The sequence below is a fragment of the Granulicella sp. L60 genome (assembly GCF_009765825.1).
Classification (GTDB): Bacteria; Acidobacteriota; Terriglobia; order Terriglobales; family Acidobacteriaceae; genus Edaphobacter.
Map to the genome: position 1 here is coordinate 1,781,782 of NZ_LMUR01000018.1, position 15,118 is coordinate 1,796,899.

Annotated in this window: 17 protein-coding genes; 8 read left to right on the forward strand and 9 right to left on the reverse strand. The window is 59.2% G+C overall.

Annotated features, from left to right (window positions below):
- Positions 1 to 14 precede the first annotated feature (14 nt).
- A complete protein-coding gene (locus GSQ82_RS17600; protein WP_158793467.1) occupies positions 15 to 365 on the reverse strand; it encodes a hypothetical protein in 351 nt (116 codons plus the stop codon).
- Here GSQ82_RS17600 and GSQ82_RS17605 point away from each other — a divergent pair.
- The 7 genes from GSQ82_RS17605 to GSQ82_RS17635 all read left to right on the forward strand — a co-directional run bounded on the left by GSQ82_RS17605 (position 364) and on the right by GSQ82_RS17635 (position 8,569).
- Positions 364 to 1,461, forward strand: a complete 1,098-nt coding sequence (locus tag GSQ82_RS17605) for a DUF5666 domain-containing protein (RefSeq protein WP_158793468.1) — start codon at positions 364 to 366, stop codon at positions 1,459 to 1,461. The two genes, GSQ82_RS17600 and GSQ82_RS17605, sit on opposite strands and share 2 nt — an antisense overlap.
- 41 nt (positions 1,462 to 1,502) lie before the next feature.
- Positions 1,503 to 4,454 (forward strand): TonB-dependent receptor, encoded by a 2,952-nt coding sequence (locus tag GSQ82_RS17610; protein ID WP_158793469.1) that lies wholly within the window; start codon positions 1,503 to 1,505, stop codon positions 4,452 to 4,454.
- A gap of 165 nt (positions 4,455 to 4,619) precedes the next feature.
- Positions 4,620 to 4,850 (forward strand): hypothetical protein, encoded by a 231-nt coding sequence (locus GSQ82_RS17615; RefSeq protein ID WP_216847107.1) that lies wholly within the window; start codon positions 4,620 to 4,622, stop codon positions 4,848 to 4,850.
- A 174-nt stretch (positions 4,851 to 5,024) separates the two neighbouring features.
- Positions 5,025 to 6,542, forward strand: a complete 1,518-nt coding sequence (locus tag GSQ82_RS17620) for a sulfatase-like hydrolase/transferase (RefSeq protein ID WP_158793470.1) — start codon at positions 5,025 to 5,027, stop codon at positions 6,540 to 6,542.
- Between the two features lie 84 nt (positions 6,543 to 6,626).
- Positions 6,627 to 7,040 (forward strand): hypothetical protein, encoded by a 414-nt coding sequence (locus GSQ82_RS17625; protein WP_254061722.1) that lies wholly within the window; start codon positions 6,627 to 6,629, stop codon positions 7,038 to 7,040.
- A gap of 18 nt (positions 7,041 to 7,058) precedes the next feature.
- Complete coding sequence (locus GSQ82_RS17630) at positions 7,059 to 8,267, forward strand: lactonase family protein (RefSeq protein ID WP_158793471.1); 1,209 nt, start codon at positions 7,059 to 7,061, stop codon at positions 8,265 to 8,267.
- 5 nt (positions 8,268 to 8,272) lie between these two features.
- Complete coding sequence (locus GSQ82_RS17635) at positions 8,273 to 8,569, forward strand: hypothetical protein (RefSeq protein ID WP_158793472.1); 297 nt, start codon at positions 8,273 to 8,275, stop codon at positions 8,567 to 8,569.
- Here the strand turns inward: GSQ82_RS17635 and GSQ82_RS17640 are convergent.
- The 7 genes from GSQ82_RS17640 to GSQ82_RS17670 form a co-directional block, all read right to left on the reverse strand.
- Positions 8,566 to 9,612: an NAD(P)-dependent alcohol dehydrogenase gene (locus GSQ82_RS17640; protein ID WP_158793473.1), complete on the reverse strand. Its 1,047-nt coding sequence runs from the start codon at positions 9,610 to 9,612 to the stop codon at positions 8,566 to 8,568. The two genes, GSQ82_RS17635 and GSQ82_RS17640, sit on opposite strands and share 4 nt — an antisense overlap.
- Before the next feature lie 81 nt (positions 9,613 to 9,693).
- Positions 9,694 to 10,233, reverse strand: a complete 540-nt coding sequence (locus tag GSQ82_RS17645) for an adenine phosphoribosyltransferase (RefSeq protein ID WP_158793474.1) — start codon at positions 10,231 to 10,233, stop codon at positions 9,694 to 9,696.
- Between the two features lie 6 nt (positions 10,234 to 10,239).
- A complete protein-coding gene (locus tag GSQ82_RS17650; protein WP_158793475.1) occupies positions 10,240 to 10,521 on the reverse strand; it encodes an acylphosphatase in 282 nt (93 codons plus the stop codon).
- Between the two features lie 6 nt (positions 10,522 to 10,527).
- Entirely contained in the window at positions 10,528 to 10,902 is a 375-nt protein-coding gene (locus tag GSQ82_RS17655) for a hypothetical protein (RefSeq protein WP_158793476.1), read from the reverse strand.
- Positions 10,881 to 11,294 carry a HEPN domain-containing protein gene (locus GSQ82_RS17660; protein WP_158793477.1) on the reverse strand — a complete coding sequence of 138 codons (414 nt, stop codon included), beginning with the start codon at positions 11,292 to 11,294 and terminating at the stop codon, positions 10,881 to 10,883. The genes GSQ82_RS17655 and GSQ82_RS17660 overlap by 22 nt, the downstream gene beginning before the upstream one ends.
- Positions 11,295 to 11,308: 14 nt before the next feature.
- Complete coding sequence (efp, locus tag GSQ82_RS17665; RefSeq protein ID WP_158793478.1) at positions 11,309 to 11,866, reverse strand: elongation factor P; 558 nt, start codon at positions 11,864 to 11,866, stop codon at positions 11,309 to 11,311.
- 143 nt (positions 11,867 to 12,009) lie between these two features.
- On the reverse strand, positions 12,010 to 13,005 hold the full coding sequence (locus GSQ82_RS17670) for a nuclease (RefSeq protein ID WP_158793479.1): 996 nt from the start codon (positions 13,003 to 13,005) through the stop codon (positions 12,010 to 12,012).
- A gap of 300 nt (positions 13,006 to 13,305) precedes the next feature.
- On the opposite strand from GSQ82_RS17670, the gene GSQ82_RS17675 reads away from it, so the two are divergent.
- The gene (locus GSQ82_RS17675) at positions 13,306 to 14,370 is read left to right on the forward strand and encodes a glycosyltransferase (RefSeq protein WP_158793480.1); all 1,065 of its coding nucleotides are present in this window, start codon (positions 13,306 to 13,308) and stop codon (positions 14,368 to 14,370) included.
- Between the two features lie 146 nt (positions 14,371 to 14,516).
- Here the strand turns inward: GSQ82_RS17675 and GSQ82_RS17680 are convergent, their stop codons facing one another.
- Positions 14,517 to 15,104: an aminodeoxychorismate/anthranilate synthase component II gene (locus GSQ82_RS17680; RefSeq protein ID WP_158793481.1), complete on the reverse strand. Its 588-nt coding sequence runs from the start codon at positions 15,102 to 15,104 to the stop codon at positions 14,517 to 14,519.
- Between the last annotated feature and the right edge of the window lie 14 nt (positions 15,105 to 15,118).

The window sequence follows — 15,118 nt, forward strand, 5'->3', positions numbered from 1 at the left end:
TAATATTTCTTTATCTATTCATTCCTCAGATTGAAAGAAACCGCCTCCCTTTTTGCCTGTACTTCTTTGTAGCGCCCTCCCCAAGTTTGTCTTCGCTGATACTTCGCCTCGCTGACCTCGAAAGTGTGGTCCGGCGCGGAAACTTTTGTGTCGCTGATTCGTCTTCCTACCAGACGATCAGCGACTTTTGATAGGCCAATCGAAGCGTCATTAAGATCGAAGCGACCTAAGGCCGATGTACTGATTCCTGTGAGGAAGACGATGCGGAATGGATGCTGTGTTATCAGAACGGTTGCAATGAGCGCCCTTCTGGCTCTGCCAATGGCGCTCCCTATGATTGGGATGATTGGGGGCAGCGCTGCCATGGCGCAGGCTCCTGCCGCAACCCCGGCGGGACGTCAGATTGGCACGGTGAAAGCGGTCGCCGGAAGCACCCTTACCCTGGCGACCGATGCGGGCCAGCAGTTTGTCGTCACGGTCGCGGATGGAGCCCGCATTGTGCAGCTGCCGCCCGGAAGCACGAATCTCAAGGACGCGCAGGTGATCGCGCTGACCGATATTGCGGTTGGCGATCGCGTGCTGGTGACCGGACAGCCCGGCGGCGATGCAACCTCATTTACAGCGTCACGCGTGATCCTGATGAAGGCGGGAGACCTCGCACAGAAGCACGAGCTGGAGCAATCCGACTGGCAGAAGCGCGGGTCGGGCGGCATCGTCTCCGCGGTCGATGCAGGCAGCGGAACGGTGACGATCTTGGCCGGAGCGAAGAAGATCGCGGTGAACACCTCCGGCAAGACGCAGTTCCGTCGCTATGCGGGAGACTCCGTCAAGTTTGAGGATGCGAAGCCCGGGACGTTGGCGCAGATACAGCCGGGAGATCAACTGCGAGTGCGCGGGGCGAAGTCTGACGATGGAATGTCTATCACGGCGGAAGAGGTCATCAGCGGTTCGTTCAAGAACTTCGCGGGAGTGATCGCCACGCTCAACGCGTCGAGTGAGACGCTGACCCTGAAGGATCTGGCCACGAAGAAGATGGTCACGGTGAAGGTGACGGAGAACTCGAGCGTGCGTACGCTGCCTCCGCGGGCTGCGGCGATGTTTGCCGCGCGAGCCAAGGGCGGCAGTGCGGCAGGTGGCGCGGGTAGTGGTGGAACGGCTCCGGCAGCGTCTCATGCCGAAGGCTCCGGAACGCATGGTGAAGGTGGTGGAGGACGCTCTGCGGGGATGGATCTCTCGCAGCTAGTGAGCAGACTGCCGAACGAGACGCTGGCCGATCTCAAGGTGGGCGATGCAGTGATGATCGTTGCGTCGCAGCCGGACCCGGCCAGTTCGACGGTGACGGCGGTGACGCTGTTATCTGGAGTAGAACCAATCCTCGCGGCAACTCCAAGCGGAGCGCCGTCGATGACGCTGTCCCCGTGGAACGTTGGCGGGGGCGGACCTGATGCTGGAAGCCAGTAGTTCTTGCAGATATTGCAATCATGAAGATCTTAGGAGTAGGAATGCTATCTCGCAACGCCTTGAAGGTTGTTTTGTCTTTTTTTATCGCCTGGATGCCGATGGTTGGCGTCGCCCAGCAGACTGCGGCGACGGTACATGGACTGGTTGCAGATCCTGAAAGCGCAGTGATTCCAGGGGCGACGGTGACGTTGAGCCCGGCCTCGGGTAAGGCGTTGGTCACGCAGTCGCAGAGCGATGGAACGTATGTGTTGCATGGGGTGCCCGCAGGAACGTACTCGATAACGGTGACGATGCCGGGCTTCGCCTCCTTCGTGAAGCTGGGGGTGAAGGTTGCCGCAGGGCAGAACCTGATGCTGGATACACAGATGACGATCCAAGAGCAGAAGCAGGAGGTCAACGTAACGGCGCAGACGGCGCAGGTTGGTGTCGATGCGGACAGCAACGCAAGTTCGACGACCATCAAAGGCAAGGATCTTGACGCGCTCTCGGATGATCCAGACGAACTCTCGTCGGAGTTGACCGCGCTTGCCGGACCGGCGGCCGGACCGAACGGTGGACAGATCTACGTGGACGGATTTACCGGCGGCCAACTGCCTCCCAAGTCATCAATCCGCGAGATTCGCATCAATCAAAATCCCTTCTCCGCGCAGTATGACAAGCTGGGTTATGGGCGCGTCGAGGTCTTCACCAAGCCCGGCACCGACAAGTTTCATGGGCAGTTCAACCTGCAGGGAATCGACTCCGCACTGAACAGCGGCAACCCGCTGCTGAACGCCTTTAACACGGCGGATGAGCCTGAGAAGACGCAGCCTCCGTACCACACGATCTTCGTGCTGGGGAACATCACCGGGCCGCTGGCTCACAACGCCTCCTTCACTTTGTCGGGATCGCACCGCGCGATTCAGGACAACAACCAGGTAAGCGCGGAGATTCTGAACCCGACGATTCTGGACACGACGCTGACCTGCCCGGCTGGCCAGATCTCCTGCAACTACTCGATTGCGAATCCAGCGCCGCAGTCCCGTACGGACATCAACCCCCGGGTCGACCTTCAGCTAGGCGAGAAGAACACGCTGGTAACGCGGTTTCAGTACGAGGTCAACGACCAGAACAACGTCGGTGTCGGCGGCTTGAATCTGCCGAGCACGGGCTATAACTCCAGCACCGCGGAGACGACGCTGCAGGTGAGCGATACGCAGATTCTAAGCCAGCGCATCATCAATGAGACTCGTTTCGAGTATCAGCGCGATACCACGTCGGAGACCGCGCTCAGCACCACGCCGAGCATTCAGGTGCAGGGAAACTTTACCGGTGGAGGCGCCGCTACCGGCAGCGAATCGGATATACAGAATCACTTTGAAGCGCAGAACTACACCTCGATTCAGCTGGCGAAGAACTTCATCCGGTTGGGCGGACGTCTGCGTTCGACCAGCGATTCGAACACCACAACCGCCGGAGAGAACGGTCAGTTCACCTATAACTGCCTGTTGGACACGCCCTGCCAGAACTCGCCCGTGTCGTCGTATCAGAATATGCAGGCCAGCCAGTTCAGCATCACGCAGGTACTTCATCCTGTGAGTGCGACGCTGGTGGATCTGGGTCTCTATGCCGAGGATGACTGGAAGCCGCGCCCGAATCTTTCGGTCAGCTACGGCCTTCGTTTCGAGACGCAGAATCATCTTTCGGACCACCATGATGTGGCTCCGCGCGTGTCAGTTCGCTACGGCGTCGGCGCGAAGAACAATCCGAAGACGGTCATCAACGCCGGCTTTGGAATGTTCTATGACCGGTACATGTTGGCCAACGTCATCAACACCCTCGAGTCGAACGGCCTGAACCAGATTCAGACCCAGATCGTGAATCCTAGCGCGAGCTGCACGCCGGACAACATCGCAGCCTGCACCACGGGAGCCACCGGAAGCGGGGGCAACAAGACATACTCGGCATCGGCCCATCTTCGCGCGCCGTACACGCTGCACTACGCCGTTGGTGTGGATCAGCAGCTGTTTCGCGGCGCCACGCTGTCGGTCAACTACATTCGTGCCGACGGCGTTCACCAGTTCTACAGCGAAAATTTGAACTCCCCGATCAATGGTGTCTATCCAATCCCTCCTGCGGCGGGCGAACACGCCGCGGTTGTGGACCAGTATCAGTCGGGCGCTGTCTTCCACCAGAACCAGTTGATCGCGAATGTGAACATCCGATCGAGCCGAATCTTCAGTGTTGGCGGGTACGGCGTGCTGAACTACGCCAAGTCCGACTCAGGCGGCATCACCTCGTTTCCGTCGATCAACCCGTACAACATTGGCGAGGACTATGGGCGCGCCGTCTTCGATACCCGCTATCGCTTCTTCCTCTACGGTACGGTGACGCTGCCCTACACGATCACGTTGAGTCCGATCATGATCCTTTCAGCGGGTACGCCTTACAACGTAACCACGGGCAGCGACCTCAATAACGACGCCCAGTTCAACGACCGGCCTCAGTTCGCTGCGCCGAACGGTATCGCGCCGGGCCAGCCGGGAACGAACACCATCGCGGGCTGCGGCAGCTTTTCGGCACCCGCTCCCAATACGCCGTACACCCCGATTCCGATCAATCTGTGCACCGGCCCATCGCAGTTCACCTTTAATCTCCGTGCGACGAAGACCTTCGGTTTCGGTCCGCAGACTGCCGCAGCGGCGGCCCAGGGACAGGGCGGCTCTGGCGGACGAGGCGGCAATCGCGGCGGTGGTGCTGGTGGTCCCGGTGGAGGACGCGGCGGCCCTGGTGGAGGTCCCGGCGGCGGATTCGGCGGAGCCAGTACAGGCAGACGCTACAATCTGTCCTTTGGCGTGCAGGCGCTGAATCTGTTCAATAACGAGAACCTCTCCACACCGAATGGAACGCTGACGTCGCAGCAGTTTGGCGTATCGACCCAGCTTGCCGGAAGACCGTTTACCGGCACCTCCGCGGTGCGTCAGATCTCGCTGCAGACCTCGTTCAACTTCTAGCCCGAGACCTCTAGCCCGAAATGGAACCGGAGCGCGAAGCCAACGACCCGGCTTCGTGCTCCGAGCTGATATATTTATTTTGTTTCTATTATTAATATTCTTTTCACGAAACAACTTGTCGCTATGTGTGTTTACACCTGAATCCTGTGTTCGAGAGGGTGCAAGTTGAAGTTAAAAATCGGGTACATCGCCGTTTCGGGCCTGTTGTTGATTACGCTTTGTCTCACGCTGGAGCAGCGTGCGTATGCCTACGTTGATCCAGGCTCAAGTCTGCTGATATATCAAAGCTTCACCGCGATGATTACAGGTGGCCTCTTTTATTTTCGCCGCCGGCTGAAGTCTCTGTTCTTTCGTTCCAAAGCCGCGGAGATTCAATCGAACATTAAGCGCGACTAGCGAGATGCGGTTCTCTCCGCCTCTCCTTCACATATAAAACTTTGTTTTCTGGCCTGACCTTCACTGGCGGCGATATGGCGGACTGCGCCTATGATTCGGCCTCTACCACCGAAGGTTACGTTCTACAGGATCACGATGCGACGATTTACGGATTCTGCCGTGGCGGCCCTGGGCATGACCACACTTTGTAATCTATGGATGTTGAGTCCGCTCGTCTCGCCGGATCATAATGCGATCTACCATTGGAGCGGAAGAGTCTCAGCCCTCTTTCTCCCGACGGTTCTGGACTTCTGTTTATTCTGGCTTCTTACAACGCTACTGCTTCTGTGGGCTGGCAAATCAGAGCGCGGACGCATAGCCGCCTGGTGTGGTTTCGCCGTTCTTCTCCCTTGGATTCTGCTGAAGAACTGGTCTGTGATGGCGTTCTGGAGATTTCCGCACGGCTTCAGCGCGATCGTGTTGTCACTGTGTCTGATAGTGATACTTGCTCTTGTGATCTTCTGGAATCCTGCCCAGCGACCCAGGTTTGAGCGCTTTCAGAGATTAATGTCGCACATGCTGTCGGTTGCCGCGATGATCGGGATCTTCGTTCTATGCGAACTTGCCTGGTTCGCCTGGCAGGCGCGCCACCTCAACGATCCGCTGCCTCTTCATTCGATACCGCAGACCGCCGCAACTTCCGAGGAGAATCGACCGCCAATCATCTGGATCTTGCTGGATGAACTCTCTTACCGGCAGGTCTACGACCATCGGTTCAACGGACTCAGCCTACCGGCCTTCGATCAACTCGCTCAGGAGTCGTCCGTCTTTACGCATGTTATTCCTGCAGGCATTATGACCGAGATCGTACTGCCGTCTCTCATGACCGGGCAGCCCATCGATAACATCCGATCTTCCGCGAACGGAATGCTATCCATCCATAATCCGCGGACGAATGCATGGACTGGATTCGATCAGCACGGCACCATCTTTCAAGATGCTCAGAGTGCAGGCTACAAGACGGGATTAGCCGGCTGGTATAACCCATACTGCAGATTGCTCCCGCAGGTTCTTGACAGTTGTTTCTGGACCGCGCAGTTGACCGCTCTCACCACGCCGTACCGTTCGCATTTTCATCTTGCGGATCTCATCTATTCGAAGACCTTTCACCTTCCTGACGCTGGGGAAGACCTTTCCCTGCGTCATCTATCGGACTATCGAAGTCTCTTCGCAGCAGCGGATACGATGCTCGAAGACAGCTCCACGAATCTTCTCTTCCTCCACATGCCCGTACCCCATCCGGGAGGCATCTATCACCGAGCAACCGGAGAGTTCGCCACGAAGAACTCGACCTATATCGATAACCTCGCGCTTGCAGACAGCTACCTTGCGCACGTCCGGTCTCTTCTTGAGCGGGATGGGCGATGGAACTCCTCCACGGTCATCATCATGGGCGACCACTCCTGGCGGACGAAGCTCTTGTGGACCGCCAATCCGGACTGGACGCAGGAGGAGCAGATAGCCAGCGACGGCGGCCAGTTCGACGACCGTCCCGGTTACATCGTCAAGCTGCCCGGCCAGCATACCGGCGCGCGTATCGACACGCCCTTTGCTGCGACGAATACACGGCAGCTCATGGACGAGATCATCTACCAAAAGATTCAGTCTCCCGAGCAGCTCAGCGCATGGGTAACCAGCGTTCGCCCCAGGTAAGCAATCACCCTCCTGCGAGATCGCTCCTTGCCCAACCCCTCCCCCTGCACTAAGCTAGAACCAGCCATGTATGAAGACTTCAAAGTGACCGATCGCTGGACCGGCGAGGAACTCCACTGTACGTGGAAGGGCACCATCGTCGCCATCGCTACACGCCACGCCGACGCGACCGATATCCGCTTCGCCGTCAACGGCAGACCGGTCTGGATCGCCATGCCGAACCTCGCGTGGGTGGAGCAGAAGCGCCGCACCGGCTTCGTCATCACCGACTATCTCGCAGCCCAGGCCGCAGGGCGCTACCTGCAGCACGCGATCCAGTCCGGCTACGACAACGGCCGCGAGATGTACACCATGACCGTGGAAGAGGTTCTCGAACACGCGAACGCAGTGGTCAAAGAAGTTGGTCGAACAGACAATCTGCCCAGCCTTCCCGTCATCAACGAAAACATTCGTGCGGAAGACGAGATGGGTATCCACCTACCAGGCGAACCAGCTTAACCTCGAGAGGAACTGGCCATGTTCACGCGCCGCAGATTCCTGATCGTTCTCCCTGCCTTTGCGGCCTCCGCGCACGCAGCCGTTCCCGTTCCGTGGCGAAAGAAGAAGCCGCTCCCGCCCGCTCCGCTCACCGTCTACTTCGGCACCGACACCACCAAGGGCGTCAGCAAAGGCATCTACCAGTCGCGCTTCGACCCCACCAAGGGACAACTTACGCCACCAGTCCTTGCCGCAACCACGGCTAGGCCTGCCTATCTGGCCTTTACGCCTCCCGGTCCTGGCCGTCGTTTCCTCTACGCTGTGAACGCCATCAACGACCCGGCTGCGACGGTGACCACCTTCGCCATCGACACCAAGACCGGCAATCTCAACCAGCTCGGACAAGTCACGTCCGATGGCGCCGGACCGGCCTACATCTCCGTCGACGATACCGGCCACTCCGCCTTTGTTGCCGACTTCTACGGATCCGCCATCACTTCGTATCGCATTCAGCCGGACGGAACCCTCAGCCAGCCCGTCGATCGCATGGACTTCAAAGACCGCCAGAAGTTTGGCGCACTCGGCTCCAACTCCACTCGCCAGGAGATGTCGCATCCGCACAGTGCCACCATCTCGCCCGACAACCGCTTCCTCCTTGTCTGCGACCTCGGCACCGATCACATCTCCGTCTTCAATATCCACCCCGAGACCGGCCATCTCTCCGATCACAACCTCTTCACCAACAACCGCCCCGGCTCCGGCCCGCGTCATGTCGTCTTCCATCCGAACGGACGCTGGGTCTACTGCATCAACGAGATCGACTCCACCATCGACCGTTGCCTGTGGACCGCCACGCGCTTCGCCGATACGCCGCAAGGTCTGCTGGTCAACGCCAACAGCTCGGTCAAGACCATCGCCGACAGCTTTCCCGCAGAAAAAAATACGGCCGCCGAGCTCGCCGTCTCGCCCGACGGCAACTTCCTCTACGCCAGCAACCGCGGCGAAGACTCGCTCGTTGTCTTCTCAATCAGCCCTAAGGGCGGACGCCTCGGCCTCGTCCAGCGCATCTCCTGCGGCGGCAAGACTCCGCGACACTTCACCCTCGACCCCACCGCACAGTGGCTCCTCTGCGGCAATCAGGACTCGGCGAACGTCGCCGTCTTCCACCGCGATGGCGTAACCGGAAAGCTCAGCGGACCTACCCAGAAAGTCCCGCTAGACTCTCCCCTGATGACGCTCTTCGCCTGAGCAGAATGTTCGCGCGCACACTCACCATCGAACGCGTCGATCCCCAAGGGCATGCGGAACCCTGCCCGATCAAGTGGATCGACAACTTCGCCATGCGCAACTTCACCAACGACGCCATCTTCGATGACACCCTGCCGGTCGGCGACGGCCTGCTTGAAGTCGGCTATCGCGTCCCCGTCGATCAGCTTCGCAACCGCATGGAAGATTGGTTCCGTCGTAAAAGCTACATCGCCCCTGGAGACCACCTCCGCGTTACAGAGGCGCCACCAGGGGCGATGAGCACAGTTCGTAGACTGATTTAGCTCTTCGGCAGCGTAGCCATATCGATGACGAAGCGATACTTCACATCGCTCTTGATCACGCGCTCGTAGGCCTCGTCCAGCTTGTCGATCGACGTCAGTTCGATGTCGGAGACGATGTTATGTTCGGCGCAGTAGTCCAGCATCTCCTGCGTCTCGCGCATCCCGCCGATTCCCGATCCCGCGAGCGACCGGCGATTGCCTACCACGGAGAACGGCGCAACCGACACCGGAACCTCCGGCAGCCCAACCAGGCACAACGTCCCGTTCAGCCGCAGCAGGTTCAGATACGCATTCACATCGTGCGGTGCCGATACGCAGTCGAGAATAAAGTCGAGACTCCCTGCATGTTTCGCCACGGCGTCCGCATCCTTGGTAACGACCACCTCGTCCGCCCCCAGCTTCTTCGCGTCCGCAATCTTGTTCTCCGACGTCGTGAACTGCACTACATGCGCGCCGAACGAGTGCGCAAACTTCAGCCCCATGTGTCCCAATCCACCCAGCCCAACCACCCCTACCTTGCTGTTCTTGCCGACCTTCCAGTGGCGCAGTGGCGAGTAAGTTGTGATCCCGGCGCAGAGCAGCGGAGCGACCGCAGCGGGGTTCAGCTTCGACGAGACGGTATGCACATACCTCTCATCCACCACGATGTTGTTGGAGTAGCCGCCATACGTGGGGTTGCCTTCGTAGTCGCGGGAGTTGTACGTCTCCACCGCTCCCTTCAGGCAGTACTGCTGCGCATCCGCCTTACAGTTCTCGCACTCGCGGCACGAGTCGACGATCACGCCGACCGCAGCCGTATCGCCCGTCTTGAACTTCGTCACCGCGCCGCCCACAGCCGTCACGTTGCCTACAATCTCGTGCCCCGGCACCATCGGGTACTTCGAGTTCTTCCACTCGTTCCGCGCCTGGTGAATGTCGGAGTGGCAGATGCCGGAGTAGGTAATCTCCACCACCACATCGTGCGGCCCAGGCTCTCTCCGTTCAAACTGAAACGGCGTCAACGACGATGTTGCGTTATGAGCAGCGTATCCATGAGACTTCATCTGCAATCTCCTCTTTCGTTGATCCGACGGTCAGAAGTTTTCGTTGAAGATTCCTACAAAGACGTGGCGCGACGCCGAAGCCTATTCGTCGTAGTGCAGCAGACTCAGCACGTCGTACTCGCGAAACTTCTCGCGGCCCTTCAGGAAGTCGAGCTCAATCGCAAATCCCAGCCCCGCGATCTCCCCGCCCAGTTGCCGCACAAGCTGCACCGTCGCCTGCATGGTGCCGCCGGTGGCCAGCAGGTCATCGACGATGATCACGCGCTGTCCCGGCTGAATCGCGTCCAGATGAATCTCGAGCGAATCCGTGCCGTACTCCAGGTCGTAGTTCACGCGAGCCGTTGGCGCGGGCAGCTTCTTCGGCTTGCGCACAGGAACGAACCCGGCGTTCAACCGGTACGCCAGAGCAGGCCCGAAGATGAACCCACGCGCCTCGATGCCGAGCACGAGATCAATCTCCTTGCCGATGTAGTACTGCGCAAAGTCGTCGATCAGCTGCGCGAAGCCCGTCTTGTCTTTCAGCAGCGTCGTGATGTCATAGAACAGAATTCCCGGCTTCGGAAAGTTGGGAACGGTGCGCACAAGGGACTTCAGTGGCTCAGCATTAATGGGTAGTGTCATCGGTCCTTACCAGGCTCCTTCAATCTCAAATGGTCCAAGCTTCGCGCCTTCGCTCTCGACCAGTTCATCTTCCAATACAGCATCGACGCGGCTGCCACGCGAACCCTTCCGCAGCGCATCCTTCAACTCCGCAAGCTCCTCAGCCGTACCCGCCGCGACGATCTCCACATGTCCCTCATCCGTGTTCCGAACCCACCCGCGCAGCCCAAGCTCCGCCGCCTCGCGATGAACGAACCAGCGAAACCCGACGCCCTGCACGCGACCTTTGACCAGATAGTGAACGACCATGATGAGTTACTTTATCCGGTATACGTAAGCATCGGAGATAAACCGACCACCTATTGTCTGCCCTCCCAGACGCATCCCCGAAACATCTTTGGTTTTTCCAAACATTCTCCGAAGCTCCCGAACAAAAGGGCTGCTAGTTGGCAAGATCAAAATCGGCGGCGTCATATACGGAAAGCGTCCATGTAATACTTTTGCGACCTGCTGATAAGCCTTTAGAAGTTGAAATTGCTCGATGTCAGGAGAGGAGATAACCAATCGACCATCGTCATCTGGAGATACCATCCATAGAGCTACTATGGTCTTGATATGAGCTTCATCAAGGGCCGCGAGCGTTTTAAGCCCCGCCTCCACATCGAAATTTACCAGCGTCGTTTGATCCATGGAAGCACCCCGTCACGTTTTCCTGATATAGCTTCGATCATTGCCTCGGCATCATTCTGGGTCCAAGTAGAATAGCGGCTCTCTTCTGTCCAGTTACACGCCAAGAGCCAATTTCCGTCCAGCTTCGTGTTAAATTTTGTTGCTACTGCAAGATCAGCATCAACATTTGCCAATTGCGCAAGCTCGCGCAGTTTGTGAATGAAGACCTTCCCAGTGCGGTTTTTGTCCGGAAAGTCGTGTCGCCTAATACCTTTGGCAAAACAAGCCTTCAAAGCACACTCTACGGCATACCCTGCCAGATAGTATGCACCGCTATACTCTCCGGCAGCGAAGAGTATTTTTGCCTCTCGGATTCTGGCATTGGATAACTTCTGCAGGTCGGCGCGATTCATCCTTGCAATATCCTTTACGCCCGGCTGATGTACGCGCCTTCAGCCGTATCCACGCGAATCTTCTCGCCTTCGTTGATGAACGGAGGCACCGCGACCACCAGCCCCGTCTCCATCTTCGCAGGCTTGGTGACCGACGACGCCGTAGCCGACTTGATGCCCGGCTCGGTCTGCATCACGGTCATCTCGACGACGAGCGGAAGCTCAATGCCGACGGCCTTTCCGTCGTAGTAGCTCACGTTGATGTTCAGATTCGGAATCAGATATTCGACCGCATCGCCAAGCGTTTCGCGCTTCAGCATGGTCTGCTCGAACGCCTCGTCCATGAAGTAGTAGTCGTCGCCGTCGTTGTACAGAAACTCCATCTTCACCTCGTCGACGATGACGCGGTCGATAGGGTCGGGCGAGCGGAAGCGCTCGACGAACATCGCGCCGGTGCGAACATTCCGCAGCTTCGCCTGGATAAACGCACGCAAATTTCCGGGCGTGCGGTGTTCTACCGAGAAGACCGTGTGAAGGTCGTTGTTGTGCTTGATGATCATGCCCGGGCGCATCTGCGTTGCGGGAATCGACATAAAAGAAAACCCCTAATCTGTGCTGAATTCAGCGTGTATTCGTGACTTCTGTGCGAGCCTCGGCATCCCTGCCGAATCGCTCACAACCCTTCGATTGTAGCTTAGTGAGCGGGTCTCCCGCTCTTTCGCTGCATCGCGGCGGCTTACCCTCCGCCGAAGATCCGCCGGAAGAACCGTCCCACGGCATGCATCACACCGCCCGAGTGCGCAGGAGCCGTCGACGCCGGCTGCACAGCACTTGCAGCCGGAGCCGCAGGCGCTGCACTGGAGGGTGGTGCAGCCGCAGGCTCAGCAGGCGTAAGACTGTCCTGCCCTCCAGTCGAGCTCAGCGTCGCCGTCACCTGGCGTTGGACCACGCCAACCGGAGCCTGGGGAGGCGTCGCAGGCGGTGCAAGCCCCTCGCTCACGGCAGCAGGGAAGGGGTGCAGCTCTGCCGCAGTCTTTCCCGCCGTCGCATCGCCCGCCTTTGCCGCGCCGGAGTTCAACAGCGCATCCGCCACCGTCATGGTCGGCTCAGCAGGCGCAGGAGACTCCGGCGGACATCCGCACGAAGAGCTCTCATGATCCACAACCTCCTTCAAACTCCCATGCTCAAACAGCACATGCTGACCAGCCCGCAACTGATAGGTCCCTTCGCCAAACTGGTCCGCCACGTTCAACGTCGGCGCGCCCGTGCCGCGATTCTCCACGCAGGTATCGCCGTTTTTCGTCACCCGAAGCTGCAGATCGAGCGGCCCATCGGTCGCCATGGTGAATCGAAGATCCGGCGTCAACACCATATCCCGCGTCGTCGCCGCCATCTGCACCTCAATCGCCCCACGATCCAACGCAAGCATCAACGGACTCGAAGCCTGGGGACTCGAAGCCGCTGTCAGCCCCGCACCCTTCGACGAAGTAATGTGCAGACCGCTGGTGGCGCACACCCGCACCGCGCCCCCCCGGCTCAGCGATATCTCCGTCATATGCTCTCGCGCCGTCACAGTCGTATTGCCCACCAGCACCGCGCGCCCATTCGTGATCTCAAGCGCCCCCGCGACCGTGGCATCCTGCACCCCAACCGTCCCAATCGTCTGCTGCGCTCGCGTCATCGACGATCCGGCGAAGAGGAGCCCGTACACTGCGAATCGATACGCCTTCATGCCACCCTCTTCATGCCGCCCTCAAACCTGTAGACGCCCTTCACAAGCCGTTGGGAAGCGCACGCGCGACCCATCGCCCAGCGACGAAATACGCGCCCCAGCTATGTATAATACGGCCTATGGATGACCGCTGCGTGCAGCCTGGCCGTGCAACCGTGCTCCAAAATCCAGGCGAATCCCCGGCACCCTTCAAGCCCTCCCACTCTCAAGCCCTTCGCACGCTGAAGCATCTTCCATCCTCCCCTCTCACGAAAAATCGCGCGTGAGACCGGGAGCCGCATCCGGGCCACTCGAACGCTTATGAAGATTCTGTACGCCACCATCCTCACGCCCAACGATACGTCTCTCTATCGCCTCTGGGCACTGGAGCGTCTCGGCCACCAGGTCATCCCCTTCAACGCGCTCGACTACGTCCCCACAAACCCGCTCCTCAGCAAGATCGCCTACCGCCTCTGCGCCGGCCCCGCCGTCGACAATCTCAATCGCGATCTCCTGCGAGTCGCCGAAGCCGAAAGGCCCGATCTGCTCTGGACCGACAAGCTCCTCTGGGTGCGCCCACGCACGATCGACCGCATCCGCGCCATGAGCATCGCCACCGTCAGCTACATGATCGACAATCCCTTCGGCCCGCGCCGCGATCCCGGCTGGCGTCTCTACATGCAGACCATCCCCCACTACGACCTGCACGTCGTCCAGCGCGACAAGAACATCCTCGACTACACCGCCCGCGGTGCCCGCGACGTCATCAAGATCCAAACTGCATACGAGCCCACCCTGCAATTCCCCCCGCCCCCCGGCTGGTCCGACGCCGACCGCGACCGTGACGTCTCCTTCATCGGCACGCCCTACGACGACCGCGGAACCACCCTCACCCGGCTCTGGCGCGAGCATCATCTCTCCGTCGCCGTCTCAGGAAATCCAAAGGCGTGGGCCCGCGCCATGCCACCCGACGCCTACAAGGCCACCTTCCGCATCGGCGAGCTCTTCCTCGACGACTATCGCAAGGCCATCTGGGGCTCGCGCATCAACCTCAGCTTCCTCACTCACTCCAACCAGGACGAGTTCGTACACAAGAGCTTCGAGATCGCCGGCTGCGGCAGCTTCCTCCTCGCCGAGCGCTCCGAAGGCCACCTCCAGCGCTTCAAAGAAGATGAAGAGGCCGTCTTCTTCTCTACCTTCGACGAGCTGGTCGCCAAGATCAAAAAGTATCTTCCCGATGAAGCCGCCAGACAACGCATCGCCGCAGCAGGCTATCTCCGAGCCTCCCGCGACGGCTACCACAACGACCGGCAGGTCGCGCTGATCCTCGAACGCGTGCAATCCATTCTCGAAAAGAAATTCCCCCAGCAAGTCTCCGCACGTTAGCGCTGCATCAACCTATCCGCAAGCCTCTTCGCCTGCCATCCCACAGGAACCTGCCGTTGCGCTTGCTCTTGCCTGTCCTTTTATTTGTCATCCCGCAGGGATCTGCTTCTGCCTTTGCCTGTTCTTCCTCAAGCCGGACAGCCCAGCTACATCTTCAAGAAATTCTCAATCAATCTCTTCCCATTCGAGGTCAACACGCTCTCCGGATGAAACTGCACGCCCTCAATCGGCAGCTCGCGATGCCGCAGCGCCATAATCGTCTCCCCATCGGCCGTCCGCGCAGAGACCTCAAGCTCCCCCGGCAGCCCCTTATCGGCGACGATCAGCGAGTGATACCGCGTGCACGTCATCGTCGAAGGAATGCCTTCGAAGATCGTCTTGCCGTCGTGCTCCACCTCGCTCGTCTTACCGTGCATCAGCTTAGAAGCCCTCACCACCTCGCCGCCAAACGCCGCGCCAATCGCCTGATGCCCCAGGCACACCCCCAGAATCGGCACCTTCCGTCCGCCGCTCTCACCCATCGCCGCAAAGTGCTTGATCAGCTCAATACTGATCCCCGCCTCCTGCGGCGTACACGGCCCCGGTGAGATCAGGATCCGCTCCGGCTTCAGCGCCTCCACCTCGGCTGCCGTCACCTCGTCGTTGCGCCGAATCACCATCTCGGCCCCAAGCTCACCCATGTACTGCACCAGGTTGTAAGTAAACGAATCGTAGTTATCGAGAACGAAGACCATATCAATTAAATTCT

Excerpts from the sequence above, each read along its gene's own strand:
- GSQ82_RS17675 (WP_158793480.1), top strand. The coding sequence starts at position 13,306 with ATGAAGATTCTGTACGCCACCATCCTCACGCCCAACGATACGTCTCTC.
- GSQ82_RS17620 (WP_158793470.1), top strand. The coding sequence starts at position 5,025 with ATGACCACACTTTGTAATCTATGGATGTTGAGTCCGCTCGTCTCGCCG.
- GSQ82_RS17680 (WP_158793481.1), bottom strand. The coding sequence starts at position 15,104 with ATGGTCTTCGTTCTCGATAACTACGATTCGTTTACTTACAACCTGGTG.
- GSQ82_RS17645 (WP_158793474.1), bottom strand. The coding sequence starts at position 10,233 with ATGACACTACCCATTAATGCTGAGCCACTGAAGTCCCTTGTGCGCACC.
- GSQ82_RS17650 (WP_158793475.1), bottom strand. The coding sequence starts at position 10,521 with ATGGTCGTTCACTATCTGGTCAAAGGTCGCGTGCAGGGCGTCGGGTTT.
- GSQ82_RS17670 (WP_158793479.1), bottom strand. The coding sequence starts at position 13,005 with ATGAAGGCGTATCGATTCGCAGTGTACGGGCTCCTCTTCGCCGGATCG.
- GSQ82_RS17640 (WP_158793473.1), bottom strand. The coding sequence starts at position 9,612 with ATGAAGTCTCATGGATACGCTGCTCATAACGCAACATCGTCGTTGACG.
- GSQ82_RS17610 (WP_158793469.1), top strand. The coding sequence starts at position 1,503 with ATGCTATCTCGCAACGCCTTGAAGGTTGTTTTGTCTTTTTTTATCGCC.
- GSQ82_RS17660 (WP_158793477.1), bottom strand. The coding sequence starts at position 11,294 with ATGAATCGCGCCGACCTGCAGAAGTTATCCAATGCCAGAATCCGAGAG.
- GSQ82_RS17635 (WP_158793472.1), top strand. The coding sequence starts at position 8,273 with ATGTTCGCGCGCACACTCACCATCGAACGCGTCGATCCCCAAGGGCAT.
- GSQ82_RS17630 (WP_158793471.1), top strand. The coding sequence starts at position 7,059 with ATGTTCACGCGCCGCAGATTCCTGATCGTTCTCCCTGCCTTTGCGGCC.
- GSQ82_RS17605 (WP_158793468.1), top strand. The coding sequence starts at position 364 with ATGGCGCAGGCTCCTGCCGCAACCCCGGCGGGACGTCAGATTGGCACG.
- GSQ82_RS17655 (WP_158793476.1), bottom strand. The coding sequence starts at position 10,902 with ATGGATCAAACGACGCTGGTAAATTTCGATGTGGAGGCGGGGCTTAAA.
- GSQ82_RS17600 (WP_158793467.1), bottom strand. The coding sequence starts at position 365 with ATGGCAGCGCTGCCCCCAATCATCCCAATCATAGGGAGCGCCATTGGC.
- efp (WP_158793478.1), bottom strand. The coding sequence starts at position 11,866 with ATGTCGATTCCCGCAACGCAGATGCGCCCGGGCATGATCATCAAGCAC.